Annotated in this window: 13 protein-coding genes; 5 read left to right on the top strand and 8 right to left on the bottom strand. The window is 49.3% G+C overall.

Annotation, left to right across the window (positions count from 1 at the left end; genetic code table 11):
* Window positions 1-11: 11 nt before the first annotated feature.
* Window positions 12-347: a 2Fe-2S iron-sulfur cluster-binding protein gene (locus tag AABK39_RS12460; protein WP_338391681.1), complete on the bottom strand. Its 336-nt coding sequence runs from the start codon at window positions 345-347 to the stop codon at window positions 12-14.
* A gap of 230 nt (window positions 348-577) precedes the next feature.
* On the opposite strand from AABK39_RS12460, the gene AABK39_RS12455 reads away from it, so the two are divergent.
* Window positions 578-1,765, top strand: a complete 1,188-nt coding sequence (locus AABK39_RS12455) for a hypothetical protein (RefSeq protein ID WP_338391680.1) — start codon at window positions 578-580, stop codon at window positions 1,763-1,765.
* 65 nt (window positions 1,766-1,830) lie between these two features.
* On the opposite strand, the gene ald is transcribed toward AABK39_RS12455, so the two are convergent.
* Window positions 1,831-2,973, bottom strand: coding sequence for an alanine dehydrogenase (ald, locus tag AABK39_RS12450; protein WP_338391679.1), 1,143 nt, complete (start codon window positions 2,971-2,973; stop codon window positions 1,831-1,833).
* Window positions 2,974-3,356: 383 nt separating this feature from the next.
* Here ald and AABK39_RS12445 point away from each other — a divergent pair, with 383 nt between their 5' ends.
* Window positions 3,357-5,774: an alpha-ketoacid dehydrogenase subunit alpha/beta gene (locus tag AABK39_RS12445; RefSeq protein WP_338391678.1), complete on the top strand. Its 2,418-nt coding sequence runs from the start codon at window positions 3,357-3,359 to the stop codon at window positions 5,772-5,774.
* A gap of 80 nt (window positions 5,775-5,854) precedes the next feature.
* Here AABK39_RS12445 and AABK39_RS12440 read toward each other — a convergent pair whose 3' ends face one another.
* The 3 genes from AABK39_RS12440 to rimO form a co-directional block, all read right to left on the bottom strand.
* Window positions 5,855-7,888 (bottom strand): M43 family zinc metalloprotease, encoded by a 2,034-nt coding sequence (locus tag AABK39_RS12440; RefSeq protein WP_338391677.1) that lies wholly within the window; start codon window positions 7,886-7,888, stop codon window positions 5,855-5,857.
* Window positions 7,889-8,063: 175 nt separating this feature from the next.
* Window positions 8,064-9,662, bottom strand: a complete 1,599-nt coding sequence (bshC, locus tag AABK39_RS12435; protein WP_338391676.1) for a bacillithiol biosynthesis cysteine-adding enzyme BshC — start codon at window positions 9,660-9,662, stop codon at window positions 8,064-8,066.
* Between the two features lie 81 nt (window positions 9,663-9,743).
* On the bottom strand, window positions 9,744-11,081 hold the full coding sequence (gene rimO / locus AABK39_RS12430; protein ID WP_338391675.1) for a 30S ribosomal protein S12 methylthiotransferase RimO: 1,338 nt from the start codon (window positions 11,079-11,081) through the stop codon (window positions 9,744-9,746).
* A gap of 229 nt (window positions 11,082-11,310) precedes the next feature.
* Between rimO and AABK39_RS12425 the strand changes: the two genes are divergently transcribed.
* Together AABK39_RS12425 and AABK39_RS12420 are read left to right on the top strand one after the other, a co-directional pair.
* Window positions 11,311-11,835: a hypothetical protein gene (locus AABK39_RS12425; protein ID WP_338391674.1), complete on the top strand. Its 525-nt coding sequence runs from the start codon at window positions 11,311-11,313 to the stop codon at window positions 11,833-11,835.
* Between the two features lie 20 nt (window positions 11,836-11,855).
* On the top strand, window positions 11,856-12,620 hold the full coding sequence (locus tag AABK39_RS12420; protein ID WP_338391673.1) for a DUF6048 family protein: 765 nt from the start codon (window positions 11,856-11,858) through the stop codon (window positions 12,618-12,620).
* A 188-nt stretch (window positions 12,621-12,808) separates the two neighbouring features.
* On the opposite strand, the gene mgrA is transcribed toward AABK39_RS12420, so the two are convergent.
* The 3 genes from mgrA to AABK39_RS12405 all read right to left on the bottom strand — a co-directional run bounded on the left by mgrA (window position 12,809) and on the right by AABK39_RS12405 (window position 15,169).
* A complete protein-coding gene (gene mgrA / locus AABK39_RS12415; protein ID WP_338391672.1) occupies window positions 12,809-13,801 on the bottom strand; it encodes an L-glyceraldehyde 3-phosphate reductase in 993 nt (330 codons plus the stop codon).
* Between the two features lie 83 nt (window positions 13,802-13,884).
* Complete coding sequence (locus AABK39_RS12410; protein ID WP_338391671.1) at window positions 13,885-14,343, bottom strand: hypothetical protein; 459 nt, start codon at window positions 14,341-14,343, stop codon at window positions 13,885-13,887.
* Between the two features lie 166 nt (window positions 14,344-14,509).
* Window positions 14,510-15,169, bottom strand: coding sequence for a PQLLE family protein (locus AABK39_RS12405; protein ID WP_338391670.1), 660 nt, complete (start codon window positions 15,167-15,169; stop codon window positions 14,510-14,512).
* Window positions 15,170-15,378: 209 nt separating this feature from the next.
* On the opposite strand from AABK39_RS12405, the gene AABK39_RS12400 reads away from it, so the two are divergent.
* Window positions 15,379-16,302: an IS982 family transposase gene (locus AABK39_RS12400; protein WP_338391669.1), complete on the top strand. Its 924-nt coding sequence runs from the start codon at window positions 15,379-15,381 to the stop codon at window positions 16,300-16,302.
* Window positions 16,303-16,755 lie beyond the last annotated feature (453 nt).

The following is a 16,755-nucleotide window of genomic DNA, read 5'->3' as shown; positions in this document are numbered from 1 at the left end:
ACGTGTTGGGCTCAATAGCTGTATTCGATATGCTTGAGCTTACATTTGTCCGGCACTTCGCCGTATATTTCGCCAGCCTCGACGGGGCTGCATTGGCAGGCCAAGCGTTCGTCAGGCTTTAAGAGGCCTTTGTGGTGGCACATAGCCTCAAACTCGCTTGGTTCCGACAGAAGTTGTGCGCCTTCCAGAATCCGAACTCTGCAAGTTACGCACCTGCCTTTTCCCCCGCAAGCGTGCATCCAGTCGGTTTGTGCGGTGTGGATGTGGGAAAGAAGTGTTTTTTTAGATTCTGATATATTGATTTTCAGGTTGTTGATGTTCTTTATTGTCAGGTTTGAGTTCGGCATTGGGAAGATTTGAAAATAAAGACTTAGCCAATCCTTTTTTCGGTTCGGCCTTTAGGTTCGGTTTATTTGTGATGAAGTTGGGTGTTTTTCTTTTTTTTCGGACGGTCCGGAATGGCTGTGGCGTGACTTGAAAATTTTGCTTTCTTCAAGGACTTAACCAATATATAATATTTTTCATAAAGAATCTTTCCGGGATTTTATATTTTAGAGTTCCAATTCAAAGTGCACACATGGAATTCAATCTTAACCGATCGCTGATCGATACATACGCAAACATATTCACGAAGAAAGTCGTCTCCGATTTTTTCCAGAATAAGGAATATATTGGGGGGAGAGAGATCGTGGAGCTAACGGCCGACAGGCAGCTGAATTTGCTGGTTGTCCGCGACATATTCGGGAAATGGAAATCGGAAGCCGAAAGGTTGAAGAGCCCGTATTTTGATTTTGAAAGCCGGGAGGTGAAGAGCGCCTTAAACACGTTTATGAACGTGGTGTCGCAACACATAAAGGTTAAGGGGACGGATTTCGCTCCGTTGTTGCGTTCGGCCGTAAAGGCCCGGATTATGATGGTTTTCGCTCCTGAGGAATTCATCGACGAGCAGGATGGGTATTCGTTTACCCGAAACGATCTGGCGGAGTGGGGCAAGTTCCTTTCTGATTGGAGATCTTCAATCCAGAAGGCCATAGCGTTTATGGACAGCAACGGCTTGGCGGACGTGGACAAGAACCGGCTGAAGTCTTTGTTTGACGGGGACGGGATTTTGCGTTATGAGGAAAGTCGTGGAGAACGTCTTTGCGAAGCGCTTTCGAAGACAGAACCGATTTTGGCGGCGCAAATTGCCGAAACGGCTTTTGATATGCCCGAGCCTGAGCCGTTTCCTTTCGTGTCACCTGAGCCGGAACCCGAGCCTGAGCCAAATCCGTTTTCGTTCGAGACACTTGACATTCCCGAAGTAGAGGAACCAACACCGTTTACGGCGCCTGAGACAGATTTTCGTCCGCAGGAACCGGCGCCTGAGCCGTTGTCGGATGATGCGCCAGACGTGTTCAAATCCATAGCTGCTGATTTCTCCGCACAATTCGGAGGCGAGGAAGAAAATGACGCTCCTCCGACTTTAAATGATTCCTTTTCCAATAAGGATGAGCAGAAATCAACCTTGGCGGATTCGTTGGAAAAGAATACGGGTAAGAGTCTGGAAAAATCGCTGAGCCTGAACCAGCAATTCCGTTATACGAACGATTTGTTTAACGGAGATAAGGACGCCTTCAGGATAGCGATTAAGGCGATCGAAAGGCAACGGTCTTATGACGGGGCGGTGGATTTGTTGAAAAACGAGTACATGATGCGTTACGGGTGGCAGATGAACGAAGAGTCGGTGATTGATTTCTTTGAGCTAGTAGCCAAACGTTTTTCGTAAAAGGGATATAAAAAAGCGGCTTCAAGAGCCGCTTTTTTTGTTTATATCGAAGATCGATTTTTCGGTTAGTCCACTGACATTGAGCCCGCTGTTGATGCGAGAAACTCATCAACGTCGGTGTACGGAAGATTGAACGCGTCGGATACGCCTTTGTAAACGACTTTTCCGTTGGCCACGTTAAGGCCTTTGCGCAACTCCGCGTTGTCTTGACAAGCTTTTGTCCATCCTTTTTCAGCCAGTTCGATAGCGTAAGGAAGGGTCGCGTTGGTAAGGGCCAACGTAGAGGTGTAAGGCACTGCGCCCGGCATGTTGGCTACGCAGTAGTGCAACACGTCGTCGATGATGAATGTCGGATTTTCGTGCGTGGTAGGAGTACAAGTCTCGATGCATCCGCCTTGGTCAACGGCCACGTCCACGAGCACTGTGCCCGGACGCATGTCCTTAAGCATTTCGCGTGTGATGAGGTGAGGCGCTTTCGCTCCGGGAATCAAAACCGCTCCGATAATCAGGTCGGCGTCTTTGATGGCTTCCCTGATGTTGTATTCGTTCGACATCTGAGTGCGAACGTTCGCCGGCATCACATCGTCGAGGTAGCGCATTCTCGGCAGGCTGAGGTCCATGATAGTGACATCGGCGCCCATACCTGCGGCCATTTTGGCCGCTTGCGTTCCCACAACGCCACCGCCGAGTACCAATACTTTGGCTGGCTTTACGCCGGGTACGCCCCCCAAAAGGATGCCGCGTCCGCGGTAAGGCTTTTCAAGGTAGTGCGCTCCTTCTTGCGTAGCCATACGGCCGGCCACTTCCGACATCGGAACCAAAAGCGGGAGGCTTCTGTCCTCTTTTTCCACGGTCTCGTAAGCCAGGCAAACGCTTCCGCTTTCTATCATGGCATGAGTGAGCGGTTCGCAAGAGGCGAAGTGGAAGTATGTGAAGACTAACTGGTCTTTTTTGATCAGTTTGTATTCCGGTTCGATAGGCTCCTTAACCTTGACGATCATGTCGCCGGCCGCGTAAGTTTCTTCGATAGTTGGAAGAATAGTGGCGCCGGCTTTGGCGTAGGCTTCGTCCGGAAATCCGCTTCCGATACCTGCTGTTGCCTGAACAAAAACCTCGTGCCCGCGGTTGCTGAGCTCTTTTACGCCAGCCGGGGTGAGGGCTACGCGGTTCTCATTGTTTTTGATCTCTTTCGGTACTGCAATTCTCATTTCAGGGGTTAATTAAGGGTTCTTATGTGTGGAAAAATAGAGCATTTTGGCCAATTATCATTATCTTCTATTGGTTTTCTTTTTCTTGTATGACATTCTATTTATATAATACGATGGTGAGTGGTTTGTTTCTTGGTTTTGTTACAAAATTAAATTCCGAGACATTGAGGTGTTGTGAATTGAAATTTCAAAAAAATACACCGGTATAGAATAAAGTTTTGATTTTGGGTGAAATAAAACCTGTTATTTATTTAAATCGTTTAACGAGAGAGAAGGTTCTTATACTCTTCTCATAAGACCTCGCAATCCGTAATACTTTGGTTTATGCAACTTTAATGTATACATTTGTTATAGACTGTTGTATAACCGAAGCTCTCTGAAAAATGCTTTACGACGTGCCTACGCAAATGACGATAAAGAAAAATAGCCTTGCTAAAGATGAGGTTCTGAATGACTACCGAGTGGCTTGTTTAAGCCGTGAGGTAAGCTTGCAGGGAAGGAAAGAAGTGTTCATGGGAAAAGCCAAGTTCGGGATTTTCGGAGATGGCAAAGAGTTGGCTCAAATCGCTATGGCCCGGGCTTTCCAGCCAGGGGACTGGCGTTCGGGTTACTACAGGGACCAAACACTTATGTTCGCCATGGAGGAGCTTACTCCCCGTGAATTTTTCGCGCAACTATACGCCCATACAGATATTGAGGCAGAGCCGGCCAGTGGCGGGCGAATGATGAACTGCCACTTCGGGTCGAGGCTCCTTGACGAAAACGGCGAATGGGTAAAACAAACCGACAAGAAACTGACTGGTTCCGACGTGTCTTCTACAGGAGGGCAAATGGCCAGGGTAATCGGTTTGGGTTACGCTTCCAAATATTATCGTGAGAATCCGGACGTGGCCGATATGACGGACTTTTCCGTAAACGGCGACGAAGTGGTGTTCTCGACTATCGGCAACGCTTCCACCTCCGAAGGCGTGTTTCTTGAAACCGTAAACGCCGCTGGTGTGATGGGACTTCCTGTCGTGATGTCCGTTTGGGATGACGGTTACGGAATTTCCGTACCGAACTCTTATCACACGGTGAAAGAGAGCATTTCTGAAGCCCTCAAGGGATTCGGGAAAGAAGGTGATTCCAACGGTGTTAAAATCTTTGTGGTAAAAGGCTGGGATTACGAAGCGCTTTGCGAAACATACGCAGAAGCCGCCGACTGGGCCCGTAAATACCACGTTCCGTCGCTGGTTCACGTAATCGAGATGACGCAACCGCAAGGACACTCTTCGTCCGGCTCGCACGAGCGTTACAAGTCTGAGGAACGTTTGACTTGGGAGGATGAGTACGATTGTGTAGCTAAGCTCAAGGAATATATTCTGGATAGAAACTTGGCCGATGAAGCGACTCTTGAGACTATAGAGAAGGAAGCTAAAGTGTCGGTGCGTAACCAGAAGAACTCAGCTTGGAAAGCTTATCGCGAGTCAGTGGACGCCGACAAAAACCAAGGTTTGGCTTTGGTGAAGGCTTTGGCCCAAGCCAGCAAACTCCAGCCGGATTTGGTCAGCCTGATCTCCGAATTCGAGAAATCTCCGACACCTATCAAGTCCGATGTGGTTCGCATGGCGAAAAAGGCGTTGAGGCTTACCAGAACGGAAAAAACGGAACAACGCGAGTCTTTGAGAGCTTGGTTGTCTTCCGCTATGGAAAAATACGAGCGCGAATACAGCTCGCACCTTCACAGCGAATCAGACTTCTCCGCTTTGAAAGTGGAAGAGGTAAAGCCGATTTTCGACGAGGACGCTCCTTTGGTTGACGGTTTTAGCGTAATCAACACTTGCTTCGACAAAGCTTTTGAGCGTGAGCCTAGACTGTTTGCTTTCGGCGAGGATGTGGGTAAGATTGGTGACGTAAACCAAGGAATGGCCGGCTTGCAGGAGAAATACGGCGAGCTTAGAGTGCACGATACGAGTATCCGCGAGATGACCATCATCGGTGAGGGAACGGGAGCTGCGTTGCGCGGATTGCGTCCGATCGCCGAGGTTCAGTATCTTGATTATCTCGTTTACGCTCTGAATACGCTTACTGACGACGTTGCTTGTACGCACTACCGTACTAGAGGCGGGCAGAAAGTACCGTTGATCGTCCGTACCAGAGGTCACCGCTTGGAAGGCGTGTGGCACTCGGGTTCTCCTATGAGTATGATTCTCGGCAGTTTGCGCGGTATGCATGTTTTGGTGCCCCGTAACCTGACTCAGGCTTCCGGCTTCTACAATACTTTGCTGAAAGGCGACGATCCGGCTTTGGTGATCGAATGTCTGAACGCTTACAGGCAGAAAGAGAAAATGCCTGTGAACCTCGGCGAATTCACTTTGCCTTTGGGTGTTCCTGAGGTGTTGAGAGAAGGCGCTGATATCACAACCGTTACTTACGGAGCGATGTGCCGTATCGTAATGGAATCCGCCCGCCAGTTGGCCGAGGTTGGAATTTCCTGCGAGGTGATCGACGTACAGTCGCTGTTGCCGTTTGACGTTCATCATAGCATTGTGGAGTCGATCAAAAAGACGAACAGGGTTATCTTCGCCGACGAAGACGTTCCGGGTGGCGCTTCCGCCTTTATGATGCAACAAGTGGTGGACGGCCAAGGAGCTTACGCTTACTTGGACTCCAAGCCGGTTTGTATTTCGGCCAAAGCTCACCGTCCTGCTTATTCTTCGGATGGGGATTACTTCTCGAAACCAAACTCTGAAGATGTATTTGACGTGGCATACGAAATGATGAGGGAAACTGATCCGAACCGTTTCGCTGAGCTGTACTAATTAGCGATTATCATCAGTATAAAAAATTGATTGAAAATCCCGGTCGCTTATCGGTCCGGGATTTTTGTTTGTTTGAGGTATTATTTCTTGAGCCAAACCCTTACGGTTTCGGTTTTACTATTATTCGAGCCTTTGACCAAGTAAATCCCTGATGGGAAATACGAAAGGTCTAGCGTTGTGGCATTTGATGTTTCGTAGAGTTTTTTTCCTTGGTTATTCAGAATCTGTATCCTGTTTTTTGGGAAATCATAGCCCAATTGGATAGAACCACTCGTTGGGTTAGGCGATACGTTTGCTTTCGCTTTTTCAATAGCGCCAAGTACCGTTTCTCCCGTTACGATTAGATAGTCTTCGGTTTCTCCGGAATTGACCACCCCGCACGGGTCTTCGCCTTCGTTGCCGTATTTGTAGTGGACTGTTACCCGCATTTTGTATTCTCCGGCGGGAAGGCCTTCCGGAAGCGTGAATTTCACTTTGTGCGTGTAGGTCCCCACTGTGGCTTCGTTTGCTACAAAATCATGTTTAAGAACCACTTCTTCGGGCGCAAGGTAAAGATCGTTGTTCCAGTCACCCCACACTCGGATCATTATCGGATCTTCTTCTCCGGAGTCACCCGTGCCTGCCTGGACCACTAAGTCGTGCTCTTTGCCTGTTTCCAAGTAGGCGGTTTTTGTGCCGGAAATGTCGGTGTAGGTTTTCTGGTTGCCGGTAGGGTTTTTCATATCGCCGATTTGTACTTGGCGAATATGCGAGTAGCCGGCCCCGTATGTCATGGTAGGTTCGCAGAGTTTCTCGTAAGGATCAATGAACTTGATCTCGATATTTTGAAAGCTACTGCTTGTTGCGGGTTGAATATTGTCTTGAAAAGCAGATGCGTTAAAGTTGATTTGGCCTTGCCATTCCGTGTCGGATTTTCTGTGGTTTGAGGTTTTTCCTTTGAAATAAAGCGTGGCGGTAGTCGGCGAAGTGACTTTTATTTTTGGTACAATTCCTTCCGGAAAACCCGAATAAGTGTAATCGCTTGGTGAAATCGATTCGTTGGCTAAGCTTTTGAATTTTGCCTCGCCAGATGTGAAGATTAAGGCCGTGTCGGCTACTGAGCCGTTATTTCTGGGGTGTTCGCCGAATTTCGTCCGCAAGAGGCTGATGCCCGGTACCAGTGTTTGGTTTTCGGCCACGCCGGTTGCCTGTAGATTCTCGTTTTGCCAGATAGTGAAACGGGCAGGGTGTTGTAAAGCTTCTGTCATCCGGGCTACTTGGCCGGTGGTAAACATGGCGTAGCAGTTGGAATAATCCATGAAATTCTCACCGTTTATTTCCTCTCCAAAGCAGTTGTTTACTCCCCGGCAACCCATTTTCGAATCGTCCGCTTTTGGGGTGTCCGCTACGCCGTCGTCGGAGTTGTTTTTTGAGCATCCGCCTTCAAACGTGTGCTTGAGGTTGAGCCAGTGTCCAAATTCGTGAGTAAGAACCGAACGGAAATTTTCCGAAGTGTTTTTGCCCAGATAACTCCCGTTGTACACCACTCTTGCCAAGTTGTCTTTTGACATTTCGGTATCGGGGTACCAGGCCACACCGGAATTGGTCTCCTTGCCGTCGTCATAAAGATCAAGCATGACATAGACGTTCATGTATTTGTAATTGTCCCAAGCCAAGTTGCTGATAAAGTTATTCCGCTTTTGTTTGTGTCCAAGCCCTTTTTCATTCGGATAGAACATGATTCCCTCTGTTGGTCTGCCGTCTGGGTCTATTTTCGCCAAACGAAACTCGATGCTCAAGGCTTTTTTCACATCGTTGAAGTTTGGGTTTGTGTCGTTCCAGTCTTCGGCTTTCCCTTGAAAGTCTTCGTTTGTCGTTTTTAGGGCGTCTTTGATGATTTCGGGCGTCACTTTTCTGTCCGCTATGAACTTGTCTCCGAATACGTGAAAGACTACCGGGATAATATATTTTTCGGGCAACGCCTCTTCGGAGTGCGTGCGGAAAAGTCCGGTCCCGGAGCCCAATTCCGAAGGTGCGGAGGGGGATTTGCAGGGTAGCGGGTCCGGTTGGATCTGGGCCGTGGCGACTGATCCGGACAGCAAGGCTAGAATGAATATAGTCTTAAACAGTCTCATGGTTTGGTATTTAAGCCCAAATTATGATGAGATTAAGAATAAGGCTATCAATATATTGCGCAATTCAGGGACTCAATTGTCCTAAATTGTTTTTTGTGGATAAAAATGAAAAAATAAAGGCCTTCCGATGCTCGTTTCGGAAGGCCCTTGGTGTTTTTTGAAAACCGATTCGGTCTTAGCAAACCGTAGCTTTCGCTTCTTTTTTCGTCTGTTCTTCCGTAAGGATATTAAAACGGAAATCGAAAGCGTTGATGGCCTGCGTAAGCTGGCCGATAAAGTCTGGATTGTTCAGCTGGAAGTTCAGGAAGTTGTCGTGGCGCTCCTGAAGGCCTCCGTTCGGAAACAGCTTGTCTGTTACGGCTTTTGCCTGCGCTATCGCCCTTTCCGCTTTCTGCTCTTCGGCCTTGCGAAGTCTCTTTTCGATGTTCTTAGCCGATTTGAGAGCCTTGGCTTGTTCCGCGCCTACAAATCCGGTCAGACTTTTGTCAACCTCGCCAGCTTTGGCTTTGATTTTTTCGAAAACTTGGGCCAGTTCGGCCAATTCCGTTGAAATCTCGTAGTCGGCGTCGCCGTGGCGCTTGGTGAGCAGTTCTTTGAGTTCGTTTTCCGGCAGGAACAGCTCTGCTACGCTGATTTCGGCTTTCTCCATTTTCTTCAGGTTCGCCTTGCTGATAACCATGGCGAAAGCCCTTGGAAACAGAATAGGGAAGCGCTCTCCGTAAGTTTCGAAAACGCCTTTGAGCTGAAGCCAGTAGGCGAGTTCGCCTGGCCCGCCGATATAGGTGAGGTTCGGAAGGATGGTTTCCTCGTAGAGCGGACGCAGGGCCACGTTTGGGCTGAAGCGCTCCGGATGGCTGTCAACCAAATCCAGAAGTTCTTCTTTTTCGAATTTCAGTTCGGTGTTCAGGACGCTGTAAGTACCGTCTTCTTCAGGAATAATCCGCTCTCTGAGACCGTCTTCCATATAAAAGAAGTTGATCTTGCGGGGAAAGACTTGGGCTTTGTAGCCTAGCGATTCCAGCTTTTGGGAATATTCGTTAACCGAATCGTTGGCTTTGTGCTCCTGTAGGTCGCTCTTGACTACGTGAGAAAATAGCGCCTTGAGTTCCGGTCGGTCGCCGTCGATCATGACGAGGCCTGAGGCTCCGAAAAGCCCGTTGATATATTTGCGGACCGCGCTGGCCAGTGTCTTGGATTCGGAATACGCCTTTACGAACAGTTCCGGCTTTTCGGGCAGGCTGTCGATCAGCCCTTGGATAGATGCCGTGTCAAAGCGCCCGACAGGGCCTTTTTGGTCGGTGTTCCAAGTGTATTTTGTTCCGAAAAGGTTGAAGTGGTTTATTTCCTCGAAATCGTGGTCTTCGGTGGCCGCCCAATAGACGGGGACGAAGTTGCGTTCCGGGTAACGCTGTTTGAGGTCTTCACAAACTTTGATAGCCGTGATTATCTTGAGGATAAAATACAGCGGGCCGGTGAAGATATTAAGCTGATGACCCGTGGTGACGGTGTAGGTGTTCGGGTCGAGCAGGGAACCGATATTGTTTTGGAGTTCGGCGCTGATTTCGATTCCTTCGTATTGTGCGAGTAGGGAATCTCTCAGTATTTGCCTTTTTTCGGCCGAAAACTGTTTTTCTTCGATTTGGGCTCCGAAGTTTTCGAGCTCCGGACATCGGGAGAAGAACGGTCTCAGCTTTTCAGCGTTGTTCAGGTATTCCAAAAAAATAGGAGAGAACTTGTTGGTCTCTCCCATTTGGATTTTTTCGCATTTAATCATTGCTTGTCGCCTCGGATGATCAGATTGTACCGGTTTCATTTACGCAAGAAACGGCTTGGGGTTGTTGTTGCCGGCCTGTTTTCAGGCGTCGGTTTCGGCCGTTTGCGAAACCGGAGTGGCGTAAAGGTCGAATTCCGTGGCGTCGTCGATGTGGCATTCCACGAAATCTCCCAAACGTACGTAGTGCTGGCGGGCGTCGATAAGTACTTCGTTATCAACCTCTGGCGAGTCTGATTCCGTACGTCCGTAGAAGAAGTCGCCTTCTTTTCGGTCGATAAGAACTGGAAACGTCTTGCCGATTTTTTCTTGGTTCAGCTCGTAAGAAATTTCCGCTTGGATATCCATGATTTCTTGGGCGCGCGCCTCTTTCTCCTCTTCCGGAAGAAGGTCTTCCATGGTGTCGTGGGCGTGCGTGTTTTCCTCGTGGGAATAAGGGAAAACTCCCAATCGGTCGAATTTCATCCGGCTAACGAAGTCGAGCGTCTCGGCGTGGTCCTGCTCGGTCTCGCCGGGGTGGCCGGCGATAAGTGTGGTGCGCAAGGTGATGCCCGGAATCTTTTCGCGGATGGTATTGATAAGTTTCTCGGTCTTTTCCCTGTCGATGCCACGGCGCATGTGCTTGAGCACGGCGCTGGAGCCCGTTTGCAGAGGCATGTCGAGGTAGTTGCAGATATTGTCGCGTTCGGCCATTACGTCGAGCACGTCGAGCGGGAAGCCGGACGGGTAAGCGTAGTGGAGGCGGATCCATTTTACGCCTTCGACGTCGGAGAGGGCGCGGAGAAGATCTGCCAAACGGCGCTTGCCGTAAATGTCGATGCCGTAGTAAGTCAGGTCTTGGGCGATGAGCAGGAGCTCGCGCGTTCCGTTCTTGACCATGTTTTCGGCTTGTTTCACCAATTCCTCGATAGGCGTGGATTCGTGTTTGCCGCGCATCAGCGGAATGGCGCAGAACGAGCAAGGGCGGTCACAGCCTTCGGCTATCTTGAGGTAAGCGAAGTGGTTGGCCGTGGTGGTCATCCTTTCGCCCACGAGTTCGTGCTTGTAGTCGGCGTTGAAGCGCTTGAGCAGGGCCGGAACCTCGGCGGTGCCGAAGAAGGCGTCCACTTGCGGGATTTCCTTGATCAGATCCTCCTTGTAGCGTTGCGAAAGGCAGCCGGTTACGTAAAGTTTGTCGATCTCTCCCTCGTCCTTCGCTTCGGCGTAACGCAGGATGGTGTCGATAGACTCCTGCTTGGCCGCGGCGATGAAGCCGCAGGTGTTTATGATGATGATATTGGAGTCGTCTTTAGTGGCCTCGTGTTCCACTTCGATGTCGTTCCCCTTCAGTTGGGTGATCATGACTTCGGAGTCTACCAGGTTTTTGGAACAACCCAGCGTGATCACGTTAACCTTATCCTTCTTTAATCCCTTGGCTTTCAAATCTTACTCGTTTTTTTCGGTCGGCAAAGGTACGGCAATTCAATCGGAATTGAAAGTTAGGACCTTGCTTTGGCCGATGTGGGCGTTATGTATAGTAAAGGGCCGGTGACCGAAAAAATTGTGTCCTAATCGGTCCGGATGTCACGAAGTATGGCGAAAAAGGGTAAATTTGTTGCGGTATGCTATGTGATTCCGGCGCTGGCCGGGTATGGAGGACCAGGATCTTAATATGGAGAAATATAAGGTGAAAAGGGCGCTGAGAACGGCGCTATGTGCTATGGCGGTTGCTTTCTTGGGCTTGTCGGCTTGCCGTGAGGACCAGGATTGCACTTCGCAGTACACCAGGGATATCAAGGTGGCGTTTTTTGAGATTGACGTTCCTAGCGATCCGGCGGCGGAAAACGATACGGTGCCGCTTCAGGTGCGGTTCGATTCCGTTTATGTGAAGGAGTTGCCGGATACGGCGTATCATAAGGGCGATAACTTGGTGACGAGTTTGGAGATTCCCGTTCATGAGGGATACGATAAGCTGACTTATGTTTTTGTGAACAAGTCGGTGAAGTATGAGCTGGAAGTGGGGTATAAGGGAGAGTCTTCTTTTATTTCCGAATTTTGCGGACTTGAGTTCGTTTTTAGAGACCTTGAGGTTCTTAGGACGGGTTTCCGTTTTGCGGATGTGCGAGAGCCTGTGTTGCAAGTCGGTACGGAAATGAACATTAGGGTAGTTGACGGGCGCTTGGACCCTGAGAATTAACACTGGCGGTATTTTAGAGCATGAGAAGATCTTTATTCATATGTATGCTGATGGGCTTGGCGCCGATTTTTGGCATGGCTCAGAAGAAAAAGAAATCCGAATCGGATTCGTTGCGGATTCCTAAACCGAAATTTTGGTATTTGCCTTCCGCGGCCAGGCTTGGCGTGGATTTGACGAATCTGGGTTCTTCGGCCTTCAATAAGGATTATATGGGCTTTGGCGTAAGCGCCGATACCGATATACTTGGCCGTTTTTTGATTGCGGGTTCGGCGGGGTACTCATCTGAAGAATTTACGAACAGTACTTTCGGCTATCCTGACCGTGACGATTATAACAGGGAAACAAAAGTCCGTGACAAGGTGAGCGGTTATTATTACCGCGTCGGAGCCGACTGGAATTTCGCCTTCCGCAATAAGGATAACGCCGTATTGGCGGTAGGTTTTCGGCGGGGACAGGGTAAGTTTGACGAAGAGTTGGATTATACCGTACAGCAAGATATTTGGGGGGAACATACGATCAACAAGAAGAGTACGGATATCTCGGCGAGTTGGTACGAGCTTAATGTCAGTCTGAAAGTGGCCGTATGGAGAGATCTTTTTTTGGCTACGGTAATGCGTTACCGCTTCGGTTTGGATACTTCGGGTGGAAGTGATGAGAGTTTGAATCCTTCGTATGTGCCTGGTTATGGGCGTACCCGAGAGTCGTCCACTTCGGCGGTGAGTGTTTCGCTGATGTACAGGATTCAGTGGAAGAAACCGTTTAAGCCTGTTAAGAAAGAAAAATAGGGAGTGTAAGGCTGGAGCCTTACGTTAAGGGTGGTTACAAGGTTGGAACCTTGCAACGGCCTAAGGATTTATCCTTTCATTGCAATAAAGAAAAGAGGTCGTCTGGCGAAACGCTGGACGACCTCTTTTTTGAGCCTCTATTTATAGGTCCAGTACCAAATGCCTGATACCTAAGACTAAATTCGGTTTTATCCTTTCAGAATCTGCTCGATCTGCAAAAGCTCCTCGTTTGTAAAAGCTTTGTTGTCTAGGGCCAACAGGTTGTTTTCAAGCTGTTCGACTCTGCTGGCGCCAACCAATACCGATGTTACGGTAGGCAGGCGGAGATTCCAGGCGATGGCCATTTGCGCCAGGCTTTGGCCTCTTTGCATGGCTAGGTTGTTCAGCTGTCTCAGTTGTTCGACCAATTCTGGCGTTACCTGATCTTTTTGCAAATATCCGGTCGATTTGGCCGCACGGGAATTCTCTGGGATACCTTTCAGGTATTTGTCAGTCAAAAGCCCTTGGGCCAATGGGGAGAACACGATACATCCGAGGCCGTGTTTGTCGAGCGTGTCAGTTAAGCCCTCTTCCATATGACGGTCGAGCATGGAGTAGCGTTCTTGGTGGATGATAAACGGCGTGTTCCAACGGCTCAGGATCTCTACGGCTTTTTCCGTTTGTTCGGGATTGTATTTCGAGATACCCACGTACATGGCTTTTCCTTGGCGCACGGCGGTATCTAGAGCGTAGAGGGTCTCTTCCAGCGGCGTTTCCGGATCGAAGCGGTGAGAGTAGAATATATCCACATACTCCAAGCCCATTCGTTGCAGGGAGTCGTCGAGGCTGGCCAGCATGTATTTGCGGTTGCCTCCGTCGCCGTAGGGACCGGGCCACATGTCGTGTCCGGCTTTGGTGGAGATGACCAGCTCGTTGCGGTAGGGGGCCAAGTCTTTGGCCATTATTCTGCCGAAAGTCTCCTCGGCCGAACCCGCCGGAGGACCGTAGTTGTTGGCCAGGTCAAAGTGCGTGATGCCTTTGTCGAAAGCTTTGAGGACTATTTGGCGTCCGTTTTCGAATGCGTCTACCCCGCCGAAGTTGTGCCACAGGCCGAGTGAGAGCTCGGAAAGGCGCAAGCCACTTTGGCCTATTCTGGGATAAGACATGTTTTGGTAGCGCTGTATGTTCGCTGAGTAAGTCATTTGAAGGTGTGAATGAATTGCGGTTTTGTTTCCTTGGGGGGATTAGGGGCTAAAAGTATGTTTTCTTTTTCATAAGTAAAACTTTAGCGGCGGAATATGTCGAAGAAGGAGCGTTTGCGGGTGGGGACGTGCTCTATGCCCGATATTTTTTCGTATTCGGCGTTCAGGAACAGGTAATCGTCGGCCACTAGTTCGCCTTCGGCCGTGGAAATGCTTACTTGGAGGCGGTGGAGCGATGTCCTCATCTTGTTGCGCCAAGCCTCTTTCTCCATTTCGGTCTCGGCGGTTTTGTAGCTGGAAAGGCAAAGGTTGGTGAGCGAGGCCAGCGTCTGCGGATTTTCCGGCAGGGGACAGGCGTTGATGAGCATGCACTTTTTGTTGAGCAAGACTTTGAGCCTTTCCTTTTCCCGCTTTTTGCTTTCCTTCGTCTCTCCGAATATGCTTTCCGTTACTTCCAGCACGGCGTGTTTTCGGGGGCGCTGTATCATTTCGAGATCAACTAAGGATAGTTGGTCGATAAGCTTGGCAATTTCGGGGTCCATTTCCATATGTATAGCAGTAATTTTCAGAAAAAATGAGTGGATCAGAAGCCTAAGGCTTTAAAGCAATATCGTATATGGAAAGGTACGGGGCAATAGGATGGTTTTTTTTCGGGAAAAAACGGAGATGTACGGTGGTTGGGACCACCGTATTGAGATGGGGACGGCCCTAGCTAGGGACGGTCTCGGATAAGGCTTCCAGAAGCTGGGGCTTTTCTTCGAGCGCTATGCGGGCAACGGCGAAGAAGTCCGTCATCCAATCGTCGAGTTCGGAGAAGGCTTGGTCCTTGGCTTTGGTGGCTTGTTGGGATTCGCCCTTTTCGCGGAGGTAGGTGGCCCGGGCGGTCTCAATCTCGTTGATTGCCGTTATGCCCGCGGCGATATCGTCTGCTGTAACTTTGATGGTGGCCAGTTTGGTCTGCGTAGCGGTATCGGCGGAGGCTTCGATGTAGAACTTCCGGTAGTTTTCCATACACTTTGAATGGGATTTGGGTATGGGAGCAGTGATGCCCAGCCGGTCGGCTGTCAGCGGGGTTTTGCGGAAGACCACTTTGGCTTTTTTGCGATGGGTTCTGTAGGTTTTGGCTAACCCTTCCTTTTTCTGAAGGAAGTCTTCGTAGGCGGCGGAGGTTTCGTTGTCTTCCGTTTGGTTGTGGCCGTAGGCTTGGCGGGTATTGTCGAGGAGGGTTTTGCCTGCGGCGATGGTTTCGGGGCCGTAACCCAATTCAGCCATTTCCGACGCTATTTCGGGTTGGAGCAATACGTTTTCCAAAGCGATGCGGTAGTGTTCGAGGGCGTCAGCCTCCGGGAGTCTTGATCTTGATTGCATAGATTTTCGTTTTTGGGTTTATGGATGTTGTTTGGCGTAGCCGGAATGGAGTCGTGAGTTTTTTTCCGGCCAGAGGATTTAAAATAACGTGAGCTTGGAATTTAACCGACTCAAATACAGTCAGGTAAAGAAGGGATCGTCCAGAAAGATCAATGTTTGAGTATTTGTTTATTTGTGTTTTTGTACAAACCGAATAAACACAACTGGACATGACCGTTCTGGACACTCTCAAATTAACTGAAATTTTCATCGCTTCCGACGATTTCTGCAAACGATTGGACGAGTACCACAAGGAGAAAGGAATCGGAAACCAGAAGAAATCCGGTAGGCCCGCGACGATGAGTGACAGTGAAATCATGACGGTTTTGATATTCTTTCACCTCTCCGGCATCCGGTGTTTCAAGTGGTACTACAACAACGTGCTTATGGTTTACCTGAGAAGCTACTTTCCGGACCTGCCGGACTACACCACTTTCCTTACCGCCTCAAACCGGGTTTTCGCTCCCATGACGCTTTTTATGCAGGCCGTCAGGCTGTCTCCCCGGACAGGCCACAATTACGTGGACTCCAAACCTCTGGCCGTGTGCCACAACAAAAGAATAAAACAACACAGGGTTTTCGCCGGAATCGCCAAACGTGGCAAGAGCTCGATGGGATGGTTCTTCGGGTTTAAGCTCCATGCCGTCATAAACGAATACGGACAGCTGGTCGTCGTCAGGATATCTTCGGGAAATGTATCGGACAACAACCACAAAATGCTCAGGTCACTCACCAAAGACCTGCAAGGGTTCCTCTATGGGGACAAAGGGTATATTTCCAAACTCAGGGACGAACTCAGGGGCAAAGGCCTAACCTTGGTCACAAAGCTCAGGAGTAAAATGAGGCCCAAAGAAATGCTTGCCGAAGAGCAAAAACACTATTTGAAGCACAGGCGGCTAATCAAATCGGCGTTCGATATCCTCAAACATGTTTGCCAGATTGAACACTCAAGGCACAGAAGCGTCAAAGGGTTTCTAATCAACACAATAGCCGCGTTACTCGCTTATACTTTCCTTGACAAAACACCTGAATGCCCTAAATTCCCCAAGAAGCTGGGGAAGTGGGATAGGAAGATGACGATTGAACTAATCTAATATTTCGATTCCAAGTTCGCGTTAAAATAGGGGATATAGGCGGGTATGCAACCGGATAAGGCTGTGAAATTGAGGGAAGTGTAAGTTTCGGGTTTCTTTCGTGTGGTTTCTTGGACGGATTAGGGGTTTCCGCAGTTGACTTGGTGTTATCCGCGATGGATTGGGCATTTCCGCAGTTGACTTGGTGTTATCCGCGCTGGATTGTGCGTTTCCGCGGTTGACTTGGGGTTATCCGCGCTGGATTGTGCGTTTCCGCGGTTGACTTGGGGTTATCCGCAATGGATTGTGCGTTTCCGCGGTTGACTTGGTGTTATCCGCGCTGGATTGTGCGTTTCCGCGGTTGACTTAGTGTTATCCGCGATGGATTGGGCGTTTCCGCAGTTGACTTAGTGTTGTCTGCGCTGGATAAAGACTTTCCTTACATGTTTAAGGTTTCAAAAAAATCTTGGTTCT

The organism is Fulvitalea axinellae (assembly GCF_036492835.1).
In the GTDB taxonomy this organism is placed as follows: Bacteria; Bacteroidota; Bacteroidia; order Cytophagales; family Cyclobacteriaceae; genus Fulvitalea; species Fulvitalea axinellae.
The sequence above is the reverse complement of the archived record's forward strand: the minus strand, read 5'-3'. Positions and strand labels throughout refer to the sequence as shown.